The 16,062-nt window shown below is 62.2% G+C and carries 15 protein-coding genes; 13 read left to right on the forward strand and 2 right to left on the reverse strand.

The genetic code is table 11. From position 1 onward, the window contains the following. The first annotated feature begins 81 nt into the window (after positions 1-81). Together greA and R2N16_RS19435 are read left to right on the forward strand one after the other, a co-directional pair. Positions 82-558, forward strand: coding sequence for a transcription elongation factor GreA (gene greA / locus R2N16_RS19430; RefSeq protein ID WP_316667659.1), 477 nt, complete (start codon positions 82-84; stop codon positions 556-558). 20 nt (positions 559-578) lie between these two features. After that, a complete protein-coding gene (locus R2N16_RS19435; protein WP_316667660.1) occupies positions 579-1,046 on the forward strand; it encodes a DUF4149 domain-containing protein in 468 nt (155 codons plus the stop codon). 57 nt (positions 1,047-1,103) lie between these two features. Here the strand turns inward: R2N16_RS19435 and R2N16_RS19440 are convergent, their stop codons facing one another. Beyond that, positions 1,104-1,604 carry a YhbY family RNA-binding protein gene (locus R2N16_RS19440; protein ID WP_004634261.1) on the reverse strand — a complete coding sequence of 167 codons (501 nt, stop codon included), beginning with the start codon at positions 1,602-1,604 and terminating at the stop codon, positions 1,104-1,106. Between the two features lie 108 nt (positions 1,605-1,712). On the opposite strand from R2N16_RS19440, the gene R2N16_RS19445 reads away from it, so the two are divergent. From R2N16_RS19445 to phoR, 11 genes are all read left to right on the forward strand, one after another. Further along, positions 1,713-2,378, forward strand: coding sequence for an RlmE family RNA methyltransferase (locus tag R2N16_RS19445; protein ID WP_316667752.1), 666 nt, complete (start codon positions 1,713-1,715; stop codon positions 2,376-2,378). Between the two features lie 132 nt (positions 2,379-2,510). Next, positions 2,511-4,397, forward strand: coding sequence for an ATP-dependent zinc metalloprotease FtsH (gene ftsH, locus R2N16_RS19450; RefSeq protein WP_316667664.1), 1,887 nt, complete (start codon positions 2,511-2,513; stop codon positions 4,395-4,397). Positions 4,398-4,542: 145 nt separating this feature from the next. Then, positions 4,543-5,406 carry a dihydropteroate synthase gene (gene folP / locus R2N16_RS19455; RefSeq protein ID WP_316667754.1) on the forward strand — a complete coding sequence of 288 codons (864 nt, stop codon included), beginning with the start codon at positions 4,543-4,545 and terminating at the stop codon, positions 5,404-5,406. A 108-nt stretch (positions 5,407-5,514) separates the two neighbouring features. Further along, positions 5,515-6,858 carry a phosphoglucosamine mutase gene (glmM, locus tag R2N16_RS19460; protein WP_316667666.1) on the forward strand — a complete coding sequence of 448 codons (1,344 nt, stop codon included), beginning with the start codon at positions 5,515-5,517 and terminating at the stop codon, positions 6,856-6,858. 191 nt (positions 6,859-7,049) lie between these two features. After that, a complete protein-coding gene (pstS, locus tag R2N16_RS19465) occupies positions 7,050-8,084 on the forward strand; it encodes a phosphate ABC transporter substrate-binding protein PstS (protein WP_316667668.1) in 1,035 nt (344 codons plus the stop codon). A 116-nt stretch (positions 8,085-8,200) separates the two neighbouring features. Continuing rightward, positions 8,201-9,175, forward strand: a complete 975-nt coding sequence (pstC, locus tag R2N16_RS19470) for a phosphate ABC transporter permease PstC (protein WP_316667670.1) — start codon at positions 8,201-8,203, stop codon at positions 9,173-9,175. A gap of 38 nt (positions 9,176-9,213) precedes the next feature. Next, on the forward strand, positions 9,214-10,098 hold the full coding sequence (pstA, locus tag R2N16_RS19475; protein WP_316667672.1) for a phosphate ABC transporter permease PstA: 885 nt from the start codon (positions 9,214-9,216) through the stop codon (positions 10,096-10,098). After that, a complete protein-coding gene (gene pstB, locus R2N16_RS19480; protein ID WP_428984147.1) occupies positions 10,095-10,886 on the forward strand; it encodes a phosphate ABC transporter ATP-binding protein PstB in 792 nt (263 codons plus the stop codon). The genes pstA and pstB overlap by 4 nt, the downstream gene beginning before the upstream one ends. 40 nt (positions 10,887-10,926) lie before the next feature. Further along, on the forward strand, positions 10,927-11,634 hold the full coding sequence (gene phoU, locus R2N16_RS19485) for a phosphate signaling complex protein PhoU (protein ID WP_316667676.1): 708 nt from the start codon (positions 10,927-10,929) through the stop codon (positions 11,632-11,634). Between the two features lie 23 nt (positions 11,635-11,657). Further along, complete coding sequence (gene phoB, locus R2N16_RS19490) at positions 11,658-12,371, forward strand: phosphate regulon transcriptional regulator PhoB (protein ID WP_039597542.1); 714 nt, start codon at positions 11,658-11,660, stop codon at positions 12,369-12,371. Positions 12,372-12,455: 84 nt separating this feature from the next. Next, the gene (gene phoR, locus R2N16_RS19495; protein ID WP_316667679.1) at positions 12,456-13,784 is read left to right on the forward strand and encodes a phosphate regulon sensor histidine kinase PhoR; all 1,329 of its coding nucleotides are present in this window, start codon (positions 12,456-12,458) and stop codon (positions 13,782-13,784) included. 79 nt (positions 13,785-13,863) lie between these two features. Here the strand turns inward: phoR and ppk1 are convergent, their stop codons facing one another. Next, complete coding sequence (ppk1, locus tag R2N16_RS19500; protein ID WP_316667681.1) at positions 13,864-16,035, reverse strand: polyphosphate kinase 1; 2,172 nt, start codon at positions 16,033-16,035, stop codon at positions 13,864-13,866. Positions 16,036-16,062 lie beyond the last annotated feature (27 nt).

Here is a 16,062-nt window from a genome sequence, read left to right on the forward strand (position 1 = left end):
CAGCCGCCGTCAGGCGGGTGTGCGCTACGCGCCCTCCCGCTTCGCAGCGGCTGATTTTTTTGTGATTCTGAATTAATCAACATGAGCACCATTCCGATTACCAAGCGCGGTGCAGAGATGCTTAAGGAAGAGCTGCAGCGCCTGAAAAGCGTGGAGCGTCCTGCTGTCGTCAACGCCATCGCCGAGGCGCGCGCCCAGGGCGATCTGTCCGAAAATGCCGACTACGATGCCGCCAAGGAGCGTCAGGGTTTCATCGAAGGCCGCATCCAGGAAATCGAAGGCAAGCTGGCCGTCGCCAACATCATCAACCCCGCTGAGCTGGATGCGGATGGCCGTGTCGTCTTCGGCGCCACCATCGACCTGGAAGATCTGGATTCGGGCAAGCCCGTCACGTACCAGATCGTGGGCGATGACGAAGCCGATCTGGAAACCGGCAAGATCTCGATCAGCTCGCCGATCGCCCGTGCGCTGATCGGCAAGTTCGAAGGCGACGTCGCCACCGTGGTCGCCCCGGGCGGCGAACGCGAGTACGAAGTCCTGGCCGTCAAGTACCTCTAACCTGATCCGAGACAACCACCATGCCGCAGCGCTTCTTCCAGTTGCTTGCCACGGTATGGTGTGGTTCGCTCTGGACCATCGGCTACATCGTCGCTCCGACGCTGTTTGCGATGCTGGATGATCGCCAGTTGGCCGGTTCCATTGCCGGCCGGCTGTTTCATGCGGAAGCGTGGATCGGCCTGGCGACAGGGTGTTTGCTTCTGCTGGCTGCCACGGCGCTGGTGCGTCGCGGTCAGGCCGGTTATCGGCGGCTGCGCTGGCTTGTGCTGGCGATGCTGCTGTGCGTGCTAGTGGGCTATTTCGGGCTGCAGCCGTTCATGGCTTCGCTGCGAGAACAGGCCGATGCGCTTGGCGTGGCGGTGGGGGATTCGCCTTACCGCGCACGGTTTGGCATGCTGCACGGCGTATCGAGCGTGTTCTATCTGGCGCAGAGTCTCTTGGGGTTGGTGCTGATCTGGAAGTCCGCCGATGTTCGGCAAGCCGCTTGAAACAAGAAAAAGACCGGCTGAAAAGCCGGTCGTTTTCCGTGCAGGCCCCGAGTCAGATCAGGACAGCGCTTTCTTTTTCTGGCTGGTTTGACGCGGCTTGGCGCGCTTGACGTTGCCGCCGGCCGTGACGCGCTCGTTGCCGAGCACGCTCAGGCGGACCGGCTTCGGGCGGCGTGCACTGTTCGGGTTCGGCTTGCGCACGGTGACCGAACGCGGACCGGCACCAACGGTGGTCTTGCGCGGCGGTTTGAGGTCTCGCGGCTGGTTTTCCTTCAGGTACGCCGGGCCTTCGCGCCAGATCACCAGCAGCTTGCCGATGTGCTGCACGGGGGCAGCCTGCAGGCGAGCGCAGATGGTGTCATAAAGTTCGATGCGTGCTTCGCGGTCATCGCCGAAGACGCGAATCTTGATCAGCCCGTGGGCCGCCAGCGAGCGGTCGATTTCGGCCAGAACGGCCTTGGTCAGGCCCTCCGCACCGATGATGACGACCGGGTTCAACGCGTGCGCTTCGGAGCGCAGTTCCGATCGTTGGGCAGGGGTGAGGATAAGGGCGGGCATAAATATGGGCGGGATCGCGCAAAGAGACAAACGGCGCGTATTATCCGCCAAAACCAGTCCTGGCTGCCATGTTTGGCGCTACCTCCAGGTGAAATTGCAACCAATTCGATGGCAAAGAACAAGTTCAACCAGTCGTGGCTGCACGACCATATCAATGATCCATACGTAAAGCTGGCGCAGCGCGAAGGCTATCGCGCACGCGCCGCCTACAAGCTGAAAGAGATCGACGAGCAGGACAAGCTGATCAAGCCGGGGCAGGTCATCGTTGACCTGGGCGCCGCGCCGGGCAGCTGGAGCCAGTACGTGCGCAACAAGCTGGCCGCCTCGCCGCGCGCCAAGGATGGCCGTATCGACGGCGCAATCGTCGCCATCGACATCCTGCCGATGGAAGCCATCGCCGACGTTACCTTCATCCAGGGCGACTTCCGTGAGGAAGCTGTTTTCCAGGAACTCGAAAAAATCGTGCTGGACGCAACCGGCGGTGGCAAAGTGGACCTTGTTTTGTCCGATATGGCCCCAAACCTATCAGGCGTGGCGTCGGCGGATGCCGCACGCATGGAGCACATCGCCGAACTGGCCGTGGAATTTGCGATGGCGCACCTGAAACCTGAGGGTGCGCTCTTGATCAAATGTTTTCACGGCAGCGGCTATAGTCAGATCGTCGAGATGTTCAAGCGCCATTTCAAGATTGTGGCGCCGCGCAAGCCTAAAGCTTCCCGTGACAAATCGTCCGAGACGTTTCTGCTGGGACGCCAGCTCAAGCATCCGGGCTGACGGACGTTACTCAGGAAAGGCTCTCGATCGACGGTTCGGCGGCCTGTGGTCTTGCGGGCAATCAACCTGCGGCGGTGTCCGTGCATTACAATGCCAAGCATCCCGTCAAGGCATTTCTAAAGGAGTCTCGCCTTGAATAACAACTGGTTTCAGAAGGCGGCCATCTGGCTGGTGATTGCCTTGGTGCTGTTCACCGTCTTCAAGCAGTTTGACAAGCCGCGCACCCAAGAGGGTGTGACGTACTCGCAATTCATGGACGATGCGAAGGCCGGCAAGGTCAAGCGTGTCGAAGTCCAGGGCCGCACGTTGTTGGTCACGCCCAACGAGGGCAACAAGTATTCCATCATCTCGCCGGGCGACATCTGGATGGTGGGCGACCTGATGAAGTACGGCGTGCAGGTGACAGGCAAGGCCGAAGAAGAGCAAGGTGTGCTTCTCACTGCGCTTTACTATCTCGGCCCGACGCTGCTGATCATCGTGTTCTGGTTCTACATGATGCGGCAGATGCAGGGCGGCGGGAAAGGCGGTGCCTTCTCGTTTGGCAAGTCCCGGGCGCGGCTGATTGATGAGAACAACAACAGCGTCACGTTTGCTGACGTGGCTGGCTGTGACGAATCGAAGGAAGAAGTTGTCGAGCTGGTCGACTTCCTGAAAGATCCGCAGAAATTCCAGAAGCTGGGTGGTCGTATTCCGCGCGGCGTGCTGCTGGTGGGGCCTCCGGGTACCGGCAAGACGCTGCTGGCTCGGGCCATTGCCGGCGAAGCCAAGGTGCCGTTCTTCAGCATCTCCGGTTCGGACTTCGTTGAAATGTTCGTCGGCGTGGGCGCGGCGCGCGTGCGCGACATGTTCGAAAACGCCAAGAAGCAGGCACCCTGCATCGTGTTCATCGATGAAATCGACGCGGTCGGTCGTCATCGTGGCGCCGGCATGGGCGGCGGCAACGACGAGCGCGAACAGACCCTGAACCAGATGCTGGTCGAGATGGACGGCTTCGAGGCGAACTCTGGCGTCATCGTGATCGCGGCAACCAACCGCGCTGACGTGCTGGACAAGGCGCTGCTGCGTCCGGGCCGTTTCGACCGCCAGGTCTACGTCGGGCTGCCGGACATCCGCGGCCGTGAGCAGATTCTCAAGGTGCACATGCGTAAGGTGCCGATCGGCAACGACGTTGATGCATCGGTGCTGGCACGCGGTACGCCGGGCTTCTCGGGTGCTGATCTGGCCAACCTGGTCAACGAAGCTGCACTGTTTGCCGCACGTCGTAACAAGCGCGTGGTCGACATGCAGGATTTCGAAGACGCGAAGGACAAGATCTACATGGGTCCGGAACGCAAGTCCGCCGTGATCCGAGAAGAGGAACGCCGCGCTACGGCGTACCACGAGTCGGGCCATGCGGTGGTCGCTAAGCTGCTGCCGAAGGCTGATCCGGTGCACAAGGTCACGATCATGCCGCGCGGCTGGGCGGGCGGTCTGACCTGGCAACTGCCGGAGCACGACAAGCATTACGCCTACAAGGACACGATGCTTGAAGAGGTCGCGATCCTGTTCGGTGGCCGTGCCGCAGAAGAGGTGTTCCTGGGTGCGATGAGTACCGGTGCCTCTAACGACTTCGAACGCGCCACCAAGATGGCCCGCGATATGGTGACGCGATATGGCATGAGCGACGCGCTCGGCACCATGGTCTACGTCGACACGGAACAGGACGGCTTCTTCGGCCGCATGGCATCGAAGACGGTGTCCGAGGCGACCCAGCAGAAGGTGGATTCGGAAATCCGCCGCATCGTGGACGAGCAGTACGCTCTGGCCAAGGGGCTGCTGGAAGCGAACCGCGATAAGGTTGAAGCCATGACTGCGGCGCTGCTCGAGTGGGAAACCATCGACGCCGATCAGGTGAACGACATCATGGACGGCAAGCCGCCGCGCCCGCCGCGCTATGGCTCTACCGGTGGTGGCAGCACCCCCCCGGGTGGTGGCACGCCAGCTGGCGTGACCCCGGGCAACGTGCCTGCCACGGCCTGATGATGACCCGTTAGTTTGTCGCCCCGGAGGCGACGCAGAAGAGCCGGTGCAAGCGCACCGGCTTTTTTGTTGGCGCTTTCTAGCTGGCCTGACGTAGCATTTCGGTCCTGCGCAGCATTCCTGTCTACCTATCTTGTCTGCTTCTATTCCGACCACAACGCACTTCCAGTGCGGACGTTTCCGCTACGCACGCGATCAGCGTCCGCTGGTCATGGGCATTCTCAACGTCACGCCCGATTCGTTTTCGGACGGCGGGCAGCACGCCACGCGCGACGCGGCGTTGCGCCACGCCGAACAACTGATCGCCGAAGGCGTCGACATGATCGACATTGGTGGCGAATCGAGCCGGCCAGGCGCCGAGCCGTTGAGCCTGCAAGCCGAGTTGGATCGCGTGATGCCAATCGTCGAGGCGCTGCGCGAATGCGGTAAGCCGCTGTCGATCGATACTTACAAGCCCGAGGTGATGCGCGCCACGCTGGATGCAGGCGCCGACCTGATCAACGATATCTGGGGCTTCCGCCGGCCTGGCGCGATTGAAGCCGTGGCCAAGGGCAACGCCGGGCTGTGCGTCATGCACATGCAGCGCGATCCAGAAACGATGCAGGAAGCGCCCAGCTATACGGACCTGATGGGCGAGGTTGAGACCTTTCTGCGCACGCAGACGGAGGCGCTGACGGCAGCGGGCGTGGCGGCCGACCGTATCTCGCTCGATCCGGGATTTGGCTTTGGCAAGACGCCGGATCACAATCTCATCATGCTCAATCGCTTGGCGGAGTTCGAGCGCATCGGTTTGCCGCTGCTGGCCGGTTTGTCGCGCAAATCTACGCTGGGCGCCGTGCTGGGCGGCAAACCGCCAGCCGAACGCGTGACGGTCAGTGTGGCGGCAGCGCTGCTAGCGGCGGAGCGGGGTGCGTTCATTGTGCGTGTGCACGACGTGCAACCGACCGTGGAAGCGATCCAACTCTGGTGGGCTATGCGTCACGAACGCGTGAATCCGCCACTGGAATGACAGCCGCCCCAGCCTCAAGCGGCTGGGGGTCAAGCGAACAGAGGATTGCCCGGCGATGGCCGGCGCCTTACAAACAAAGAAAGAAACATTCTCCAGGAGAGACTCCCAATGTCCAGGAAGTATTTCGGCACCGACGGCATCCGTGGGCGTGTCGGTGAAAGCCCCATCACGCCGGATTTCGTGTTGCGCCTTGGTTATGCCGCCGGCCGCGTGCTGGCCCATGGCGGGGAAGCGCATGGTCACGGCCGTCCGACCGTGCTGATCGGCAAGGACACGCGCCTGTCGGGCTACATGCTCGAAGCCGCGCTGGAAGCGGGCTTTACCGCAGCGGGCGTAGACGTGCTGATGAGCGGGCCGCTGCCCACGCCGGGCGTCGCGTACCTCACGCGCGCGCTGCGGCTGTCGGCGGGGGTGGTGATTTCTGCATCACATAACCCGTATTACGACAACGGCATCAAGTTCTTCTCGGCCACCGGCGACAAGCTGCCGGATGAAACCGAGCTGCAGATCGAGGCCGAGCTGGAAAAACCGATGGAATATGCCGCCTCTGACGCGCTGGGCCGTGCCCGCCGTATCGAGGATGCCGCGGGGCGCTACATCGAGTTCTGCAAGAGCACGTTCCCGAGCGACCTGAACCTGTTCGGCATGAAGGTCGTCCTGGACAGCGCGCATGGCGCGGCCTATCACATCGCACCGCACGTCTTCCATGAGCTGGGTGCGGACGTAGTGTCGATCGGCAACCAGCCGAATGGCCGCAACATCAACGACGGCTATGGCGCGACGGCGCCGGGCAAGCTGGTCGAGGCCACGCGCGAGCATGGCGCCGACATCGGCCTGGCTTTCGACGGCGATGCCGACCGCCTGCAGGTGGTGGACCGCAATGGCCGCCTCTACAACGGCGACGAGTTGCTCTACGTGATGGTGCAGGCGCGGCGTGCGGCGGGCCAGCCGGTGCCGGGTGCGGTCGGCACCCTCATGACTAATCTTGCCGTGGAGTTGGCGCTCAAGGCGCAGGGTGTGGAGTTCGTGCGCGCCAAGGTGGGCGATCGCTACGTGCTGGAAGAGCTGAAGAAGCATGGTTGGCTGCTGGGCGGCGAAGGGTCGGGCCACTTGCTTTGCTTGGACAAGCACAGCACTGGCGACGGCATCATCTCGGCGTTGCAGGTGCTTGCGGCATTGCGTCGCAGCGGCCAGACGCTGGATCAGATGCTGGACGGCGTGCGCCTGTTCCCCCAAAAACTCATCAACGTGCGGGTCGAAAAGGGGTTCGACTGGAAATCGCACGCGGGCTTGCAGGCTGCCCTCAAGACCAGCGAGGCCGAGCTGAACGGCAAGGGACGCGTGCTGATTCGCCCGTCCGGTACGGAGCCGGTCGTCCGCGTGATGGTGGAAGCGCAGGATGCCGAACTGGCCAACCAACATGCGGAGCGTCTTGCCGCGACGTTGCAGTAAGTTGCTGCCAGATCAAGTAAGCAAGTCAAAAAGCGGCCTCCGGGTCGCTTTTTTTATGCACGTGAGCCGACTTTCGTGCCTTGCAGGTCAGTTATGAGAAGTTTTCGTGTTGTCACAGAACTGTCATTCGCGCGGCCTAAAGTTCGGGTGTCAAAAATCTGTCATCGCTCAACCGCTCCTCTGGAGAACTCATGAAACTGGTCCAAACCGCAATCGCTGGCGTGGCTGCATTGGCGTTCGCTGGTGCCGCATTTGCTGTTGACATCACTGGTGCAGGCGCAACGTTCCCGGCACCCGTCTACAACAAGTGGGCGGCCGACTACAACAAGGCGACCCAAACCAAGGTGAACTACCAAGGTATTGGTTCGTCGGGTGGCATCAAGCAGATCACCGCCAAGACCGTCGACTTCGGCGCATCGGACATGCCGCTGAAGGACGAAGAGCTGGCCAAGGATGGTCTGATCCAGTTCCCGACCGTGATTGGCGGCGTGGTGCCCGTGATCAACCTGCCGGGCGTGAAGCCGGGCGAGTTGACCCTGAACGGCCAATTGCTGGGTGACATCTACCTGGGCAAGATCAAGAAGTGGAATGATCCGGCCATTGCCAAGCTGAACCCGAAGGCCAAGCTGCCGGACCAGGACATCCTGGTGGTGCGCCGTGCTGACGGTTCGGGCACCTCGTTCATCTTCACGAACTACCTGTCGAAGGTGAACGCCGAGTGGAAGAGCAAGGTTGGCGAAGGCACGACCGTGAACTGGCCGACCGGTACGGGTGGCAAGGGCAACGAAGGCGTGGCCGCTTTCGTGCAGCGTCTGGGTGGTGCAGTTGGCTACGTTGAGTACGCCTACGCCAAGCAGAACAAGATGACGTACGTGAACCTGCAGAACAAGGCGGGCGCTACCGTCCAACCGACCGCTGAAGCCTTCAAGGCTGCCGCTGCCGGCGCCGAGTGGAGCAAGTCGTACTACCAGATCCTCACGGACGAGCCGGGCAAGGACGCATGGCCGATCGCCGGTGCAACGTTCATCCTGCTGCACAAGACGCAAGCCAAGCCGGAGCAGGGCGCTGAAGTCATGAAGTTCTTTGACTGGGCCTACAAGGGTGGCGATGACGCTGCCAAGGGCCTGGACTACGTGCCGCTGCCGGACGCCGTGAAGAACCAGATCCGCGCAACGTGGAAGTCGAGCGTGAAGGATGCATCGGGCAAGGTTGTCTACAACCACTGATCGTTGCCTGCTGCATAAGGGCTCGTAAGTAAGTGCGGTACAAGGTGCGGGCAGGCGGTGAATTGGCCGCCCGCACCATTCCAAAAAGCTTCTTTTACGGCTGACCGGTTTCCCTCATGGCCACGCTCTCTGATTCCTCCGGCGCTTCCCGTATGCGACCACCCAGCCGCTTCGGCGACCTGGTGTTCGGCGGTCTGACCCGCCTTGCCGCAATCGTTACGCTACTGCTGCTGGGCGGCATCATCCTCTCGCTCATCATCAGCTCGTGGCCCACGATCGAGAAATTCGGCCTGTCGTTTCTGTGGAATTCGGAGTGGGATCCGCCCTCCGACATATACGGTGCGCTGGTGCCCGTCTACGGCACCCTGGTCACGTCGCTGATCGCGCTCATCATTGCCGTGCCCGTGAGCTTCGGCATTGCCCTGTTCTTGACCGAGCTGTCGCCAGCCTGGCTGCGTCGACCGCTGGGTACCGCCATTGAGCTGCTCGCCGCAGTGCCGTCCATCGTCTATGGCATGTGGGGTCTGCTCGTGTTTGCGCCGATCTTCGGCGAGTACTTTCAAAAGCCCTTGGCTGCCACCGTCGGCAAGATCCCGGTCATCGGGGCGCTGTTCCAGGGCGCGCCGATCGGCATTGGCCTGCTGTGCGCCGGCGTGATCCTGGCGATCATGATCATTCCGTACATCTCGGCGGTGATGCGCGATGTGTTCGAGATCACGCCGACGCTGCTCAAGGAATCTGCCTACGGCGTGGGCTGCACGACGTGGGAAGTTATGTGGAACGTGGTGCTGCCGTACACCAAGGCTGGTGTGATCGGCGGTGTGATGCTGGGCCTGGGTCGTGCGCTGGGCGAGACCATGGCCGTGACGTTCGTGATCGGCAACACCAACCTGCTGTCCGATGCGTCGTTGTTCTCGCCGGGTAACAGCATCACCTCTGCGCTGGCCAACGAATTTGCGGAGGCGGGCCAGGGCCTGCATACCGCGGCGCTCATGGAGCTGGGCTTGATCCTGTTCGTCATCACGTTCATCGTCCTGGCGGCCTCCAAGTTGCTGCTTCTGCGCCTGCAGAAGAGCGAGGGTCAGAAGTGAACCAACGCGATCTGCCTGACGCTATGAGACCCAATACCATGCGTACGCCTTCCGTCCCTGCCGTCCGTGCCGACTCTGAAAAGGTCAAGGCACGCCTGCAGGCCCGCCGCCGCAACGTCAACGGGATTGCGCTGGCACTCTCGCTTGCCGCCATGGCCTTCGGCCTGGTGTGGCTGGCGTGGATTCTGTGGACCACGCTCTCGCTGGGTGTGGGCGGCCTGTCGATGTCGCTTTTCACGGAGATGACGCCGGCGCCCAACACGCCGGGAGGTGGCCTTGCCAACGCCATCGCAGGCTCGTTCCTGCTGGTGGGCATGGCCACGCTGGTCGGCACGCCGCTGGGCATCCTGGCCGGCATCTATCTGGCCGAGTACGGCAAGACGTCGATGCTGGCGAGCGCCACGCGCTTCATCAATGACATCCTGCTGTCGGCACCGTCCATCGTGATCGGCCTGTTCGTGTATGCCGTCGTGGTGGCGCGCGTGCAGCACTTCTCCGGCATTGCAGGTGTGCTTGCACTGGCGCTGCTGCAGATTCCGATCGTGGTGCGCACCACCGAGAACATGCTGAACCTGGTGCCCAACGCGATGCGTGAAGCCGCCATGGCGCTTGGCACGCCCAAGTGGAAGATGATCCTGTCGATTACGCTCAAGGCATCGTATGCCGGTGTGATCACCGGTGTACTGCTGGCCATCGCCCGCATTGCCGGCGAAACCGCGCCGCTGCTCTTCACCGCGCTGAACAACCAGTTCTGGAGTCTGGATCTGAATCAGCCGGTGGCCACGCTGCCGACCGTGATCTTCAAGTTTGCGATGAGCCCGTTCCCCGAGTGGCAACAGTTGGCCTGGGCCGGGGTGTTCCTGATTACGCTGGGTGTGCTGGGGCTGAACGTCCTCGCGCGTGCCTTGTTCACCAAGAAATGATCATGACTGCTACGTCCCTCGAAGTGCGCACGCAAAGCCCGAAGATCGATGTTCGCGATCTGAATTTCTATTACGGCAAGTTCCACGCGCTGAAGAACATCTCACTGCAGATTCCCGAGAAGCAGGTGACCGCGTTCATCGGCCCGTCGGGCTGCGGCAAGTCGACACTGCTGCGTACGTTCAACAAGATGTACGCGCTGTATCCGGAGCAGCGTGCCGAAGGCGAGATCAACATGGATGGCGAGAACCTGCTGACCTCGCGCACGGACATCGCTCTGCTGCGTGCCAAGGTCGGCATGGTGTTCCAGAAGCCGACGCCGTTCCCGATGTCGATCTACGACAACATTGCTTTCGGCGTGAAGCTGTTCGAGCGCTTGTCGCGCTCCGAGATGGACGACCGCGTGGAATGGGCGCTGACCAAGGCCGCGCTGTGGAGCGAAGTGAAGGACAAGCTCAACCAGTCGGGGTACGGCCTGTCGGGCGGCCAGCAGCAGCGTCTGTGTATCGCACGCGGCATTGCCATCCGCCCCGAAGTGCTGCTGCTGGACGAGCCGTGCTCGGCGCTCGACCCGATTTCCACCGGCAAGATCGAAGAGCTGATCGCCGAACTGAAGGACGACTACACGGTCGTCATCGTCACGCATAACATGCAGCAGGCGGCGCGTTGCTCCGACTACACGGCGTACATGTACCTAGGCGAGCTGATCGAATTTGGTGATACCGAAAAGATCTTCATCAAGCCGCAGCGCAAAGAAACAGAAGACTACATTACCGGCCGCTTCGGCTGATCTGCAACAACACTGAAGCTGAAGCGACAAGGAGAAACCGATGTCTGAGAAGCATCTGTCATCGCAGTTTGACACCGACCTGACCTCCATCAGCACCAAGGTGCTGCAGATGGGTGGTCTGGTGGAAGCGCAGATTGCACGCGCCATGCGCGCGCTGGCCAGCTTCGACACCGCCATGTGCGATCAGGTCATGGCCGTGGAGCTGGAAATCAACGCGCTCGAGATCGAGATCGACGGCGACTGCAACAACATCATCGCGCGCCGCCAACCCACCGCTCGCGACCTGCGTTTGGTGATGGCCATCTCCAAGACCATCACGAACCTTGAGCGCGCCGGCGACGAGGCCGAGAAGATCGCCAAGCGCACCAAGCGCATCATGCAGGACCCGTCGGCACATGCGTTGAACTACGCCGGTGTCGAGCGCTCGGGCGAGATGGCCGCGACCATCCTGCGCCACGCGCTGGACGCCTTCGCGCGCCTGGACACCGCTGCCGCCGTGTCGATCCTGCAGGAAGACAAGGCCATCGATGAGGAATTCCGCGGTTTCATGCGCGAACTCATCACATACATGATGGAGAACCCGCGCACGATTTCAGTGGCGCTGGATCTGCTGTTCATTGCCAAGGCCATCGAGCGTATCGGCGATCACGCCAAGAACATCGCCGAGTTTATTATCTACATCGTCAAGGGAACGGACGTCCGGCACGCTTCGCGTGAAACGCTGGAACGCGAGATCCTGGGCGAATAAAAGGCAGGACTGGAGACGTAAGCATGCCGAGCAGCATTCTCGTCGTAGAAGACGAACCGGCGATCGCTGAACTGATCGCCGTCAACCTGCAGCACGCGGGGCACTACCCGATCCGCGCGTACAACGCCGAGCAGGCGCTGTCGCTGATGAGCGACGTGTTGCCCGACCTCGTCCTGCTCGATTGGATGCTGCCGGGCAAGTCGGGCGTGATGTTCGCCAAGGAGCTGCGCGCCAACGAGCGCACGCGGCAGATCCCGATCATCATGCTGACGGCCCGCAGCGAAGAGCAGGACAAGATCATGGGTCTGGACAGCGGTGCGGACGACTACGTCACCAAGCCGTTCTCGCCCAAGGAATTGCTGGCCCGGATCAAGGCTGTGCTGCGCCGCCGCGCGCCGCAGCTGACCGACGACGTGGTGGCGATCAACGGCCTGAAGCTGGACCCGGCCACGCATCGCGTGACGGCCGCGAACATTGAGGCAGAAAACCCGATCAAGCTGGACCTCGGTCCGACGGAGTTCCGCCTGCTGCATTTCCTGATGACGCATCCAGAGCGCGTGCACAGCCGCTCGCAACTGCTCGATCAGGTGTGGGGCGACCACGTGTTCGTGGAAGAGCGCACCGTGGACGTGCACATCAAGCGCCTGCGCGCAGCGCTCGCCCCGGGTGGCTACAGCAACATGATCGAAACCGTGCGCGGCAGCGGCTATCGCCTGGCGCGCAATCCGGGGCAATAACGCATCAGTCAGGCGAACGCGCGAGGGGGGGATTTCCATCGCGCGTTCACACGTCCGTCGTGGTCCAGCGCTTAAAATGCCTTTATGAACGTCTTCTGGACCCGCTTTGCCGTCTTTGCCGCCTTCATGGGCATCGTCACGGCATGCCTGTATATCTTCGTCGACCATGTCGTTGCGCTGGCCGTGCTCAGCGCAATGCTGTTGGGGATGCTCCTGTATTACATCTATCAGATCCAACGCCTGTGGCGCGTGCTGGATTCGCCGGCCTATGGCGAGATCCCCAGCGCGCTTGGCCTGTGGGGCGAGGTCTACTACCGCCTGCACCGGTTGATGAAGGGCTGGCGCACCCAGGTGCTGCAGGTTGAGCAACAGCACAGCCGCTTCATCCAGGCCATTCAGGCGTCGCCCAACGGCGTGCTGATGCTTGATGGCGAAGACCAGATCGAATGGTGCAACGCGGTGGCTGAAGAACACTTCGGCCTGTCTGCCAAGCGTGACCTGCGCCAACGCATTACCCACCTGATCCGCCGACCGGAGTTCGTGCGCTACTTGGCGCGCGGCGAGTTCGAGGAGCCGCTCACCATGCATGATGTGGGCCCGCACAAGCAAAGCATCGTCTCTGCCCAGATCTTGCCGTACGGCGAAGATCGCAAGCTGCTGGTGACGCAGGACATCACCAAGCTGGAGAACACCGAAGCGATGCGCCGCGATTTCGTGGCTAACGTCTCGCACGAGTTGAAGACGCCGCTGACCGTGCTCTCGGGCTTTCTGGAGACGGTGCGCGACATTCCGCTGCCCGAAGAAGACAAGAGGCGCTACCTGGACATGATGCATACGCAGGCCATGCGCATGCAGCACCTGGTGGAAGATTTGTTGGCGCTCGCCACGCTGGAAGGCAATTCCGAGCCGCCCTCGCTGGTGCCGGTGCCGATGCAGCGCATGATGCTGCAGCTCCAGCACGATATCGAAGCGCTGTCTGCCGGCCGGCACACCGTCAGCATGACATGCGACCCCGCCGTGAGCGTGTGCGGCGCCGAACTCGAACTGCTTTCCGCGTTCAGCAACCTGGCGTCCAACGCGGTGCGCTACACGCCGGATGGCGGCACGATCCGCCTCGATTGGGGCGTGCGGGACGGCCACGCGATGTACTCCGTCACCGACACGGGGATTGGCATTGCGCCCGAGCATATTCCGCGTCTGACCGAGCGTTTCTATCGCGTGGACCGCAGCCGTTCACGCGACACTGGGGGTACCGGGCTGGGCTTGGCCATTGTCAAGCACGTGCTGTCGCGCCACGGTGGGGAGCTGCAGGTGACCAGCGAGCACGGCAAGGGCAGTACCTTCCGCGCCGTGTTCCCGCCGGAGCGCACGGTCGTGCGCAGCGCTGCCGTTACCGATGAGCGCGTCGCCTGATTGGCGGTGCTCTCCAATGCGCCAAACAAAAACGCACGCTGTTGAGCGTGCGTTTTTCGTTTGCAAGCCGGCCAGCGGTTCAACCTGCGGAGATCTCCACCGGAGCGCGCACCGTCGGTTCAGCCGCCGTTGCCGCCGCCACTGCAGCCGCCGTCTCTGCCGCCGCAGCTGCCTGCGGCGAGAAGTGGTTCAGCAGTTCCAACTGGCTGATGCGCACGTGCTTGCCACGCGCCTGTCGCTGCACGTAGCGACCATCCTGCTGCATGACCCACGCCGATGCGTTGTCGCGCAGATGCACCTGCAGGCTTTCCTTGATGACTCGCGCCTTGAGCTTGCGATCGAGCACGGGAAATGCCACTTCCACGCGGCGGAACAGGTTGCGGTCCATCCAGTCGGCGCTCGAGAGATAGACGACTTCCTCGCCGACGGCATGGAAGTAGTAGACGCGGTGATGCTCGAGAAAACGCCCGACGATGGAGCGTACGGTGATGTTCTCCGACAGTCCTGGCACGCCCGGCTTGAGCGCACACACGCCGCGCACGATCAGGTCGACCTTCACGCCCGCCCGCGACGCCTTGTATAGCTCGTCGATGATGGCCGGCTCCAGCAGCGCATTCATCTTGCCGATGATGCGCGCACGTTTGCCTGCGCGCGCTGCGCGTGCCTCGGCCCGGATATGCTCGATCAGGTTGCCGTGCATCGTGAACGGCGAGTGCCACAAATGATGCAGCTTGACCTGCGCGCCCGTGCCAGTGAGCAACTGGAACACGTGATGCACGTCTTCGCAGATCTGCTCGTTGGCCGTCATTAGGCCGAAGTCGGTGTAGAGGCGAGCGGTCTTGGGGTGGTAGTTGCCCGTGCCCAGGTGCGCGTAGCGGCGCAGCTTGACCGCCTTGCCCTTGCCGGACACCTCGCGGCGAACCACCAGCAGCATCTTTGCGTGGCACTTGTGGCCAACCACGCCATACACGACATGTGCGCCGGCCGATTCAAGCTGGTCTGCCCAGTTGATGTTCGTCTCTTCATCAAAGCGCGCGAGCAGTTCGACAACGACCGTCACCTCCTTGCCGTTGTGCGCCGCCTTGATGAGCGCTTCCATCACCGTGGATTCGTTCCCGGTGCGGTAGACAGTCTGCTTGATGGCGACTACGTCGGGGTCGCGCGCAGCTTGTTGCAGCAGCTCCAGCACGGGCGTGAAGCTTTCGTATGGATGGTGCAACAGGATGTCGCCCTGGCGGATGGCGTCGAACACGTTCGAACTGTTGGCCACCTGCCGGACCGTTGCAGGCACGTGCGGCGGGTACTTCAGCACCGGTTTGTCGACCATGTCGGGCACCTGCAGCAGGCGCACGAGGTTCACCGGGCCCTTGACGCGGTAACAGTCCGCGTCGGCCAGGCCGAACTCCTGCAGCAGGCGCACCACCAGTGCCGACGATGTGTCGTGCGCGATCTCCAGGCGCACCGCGTCGCCAAAGTGTCGCGTGGACAGTTCGCCCTGCAGCGCTTCGCGCAAGTCCGTAATTTCATCTTCCGACACGAACAGGTCGGAGTTGCGCGTCACGCGGAATTGGTAGCAGCCGTGCACGTCGATCTGCGGGAACAGCTCATGCACAAAGCCCTGCATGAACGACGAGAGCAGCACGAATCCATATGGGTAACCCGACAGCTCCGGCGGCATCTGCACAAGCCGGGGCAGGGCGCGCGGCGCCTGCACGATGGCCAGTTCAGCCTCACGGCCAAAGGCATCCTTACCAGACAGCTCGATGATGAAGTTCAGGCTCTTGTTGAGCACGCGCGGGAAGGGATGCGCCGGGTCCAGCGCCATCGGCGTCAGGATGGGCACCAGTTCGCGCTGAAAGAAGCTGCGGCACCAGGCGCGCTGGGCTTCATTCCAGTTGGTGGTCATGTGGAAGAAGACGCCTTCCTTCTCCAGCAGCGGCAGGATCTCGTCCTGCAACATGGCATACTGTTGCGCGACCAGCTGCCGCACCCGCTCCGAGACCACGCCAAATGCCTGCTGCACCGACAGCCCGTCGGGCGTGACCGACGAAGGGTTGTCGCGCATCTGCTCCTTCAATCCTGCAATGCGGATTTCAAAGAACTCATCGAGATTGCTCGACACGATGCAGATGAATTTCAGCCGCTCCATCAGCGGCACACCCGGGTCAGCGGCCTGGGCGAGCACACGGGCGTTGAATTCCAGGATGCCCAGTTCGCGATTAAGCAGATCGCCCGCGGGCAATGTCGACATGTTGTGTTCAGACGGATGACGATCCGG

It is taken from the genome of Ralstonia psammae (assembly GCF_958405935.1).
In the GTDB taxonomy this organism is placed as follows: Bacteria; Pseudomonadota; Gammaproteobacteria; order Burkholderiales; family Burkholderiaceae; genus Ralstonia; species Ralstonia psammae.

What these genes read in the sequence shown, in the direction of transcription:
- pstC (WP_316667670.1), top strand. Translation starts at nt 8,201, where the DNA reads ATGGCCACGCTCTCTGATTCCTCCGGCGCTTCCCGTATGCGACCACCC.
- phoB (WP_039597542.1), top strand. Translation starts at nt 11,658, where the DNA reads ATGCCGAGCAGCATTCTCGTCGTAGAAGACGAACCGGCGATCGCTGAA.
- phoU (WP_316667676.1), top strand. Translation starts at nt 10,927, where the DNA reads ATGTCTGAGAAGCATCTGTCATCGCAGTTTGACACCGACCTGACCTCC.
- ppk1 (WP_316667681.1), bottom strand. Translation starts at nt 16,035, where the DNA reads ATGTCGACATTGCCCGCGGGCGATCTGCTTAATCGCGAACTGGGCATC.
- pstS (WP_316667668.1), top strand. Translation starts at nt 7,050, where the DNA reads ATGAAACTGGTCCAAACCGCAATCGCTGGCGTGGCTGCATTGGCGTTC.
- pstB (WP_428984147.1), top strand. Translation starts at nt 10,095, where the DNA reads ATGATCATGACTGCTACGTCCCTCGAAGTGCGCACGCAAAGCCCGAAG.
- greA (WP_316667659.1), top strand. Translation starts at nt 82, where the DNA reads ATGAGCACCATTCCGATTACCAAGCGCGGTGCAGAGATGCTTAAGGAA.
- phoR (WP_316667679.1), top strand. Translation starts at nt 12,456, where the DNA reads ATGAACGTCTTCTGGACCCGCTTTGCCGTCTTTGCCGCCTTCATGGGC.
- R2N16_RS19440 (WP_004634261.1), bottom strand. Translation starts at nt 1,604, where the DNA reads ATGCCCGCCCTTATCCTCACCCCTGCCCAACGATCGGAACTGCGCTCC.
- pstA (WP_316667672.1), top strand. Translation starts at nt 9,214, where the DNA reads ATGCGTACGCCTTCCGTCCCTGCCGTCCGTGCCGACTCTGAAAAGGTC.
- R2N16_RS19445 (WP_316667752.1), top strand. Translation starts at nt 1,713, where the DNA reads ATGGCAAAGAACAAGTTCAACCAGTCGTGGCTGCACGACCATATCAAT.
- R2N16_RS19435 (WP_316667660.1), top strand. Translation starts at nt 579, where the DNA reads ATGCCGCAGCGCTTCTTCCAGTTGCTTGCCACGGTATGGTGTGGTTCG.
- glmM (WP_316667666.1), top strand. Translation starts at nt 5,515, where the DNA reads ATGTCCAGGAAGTATTTCGGCACCGACGGCATCCGTGGGCGTGTCGGT.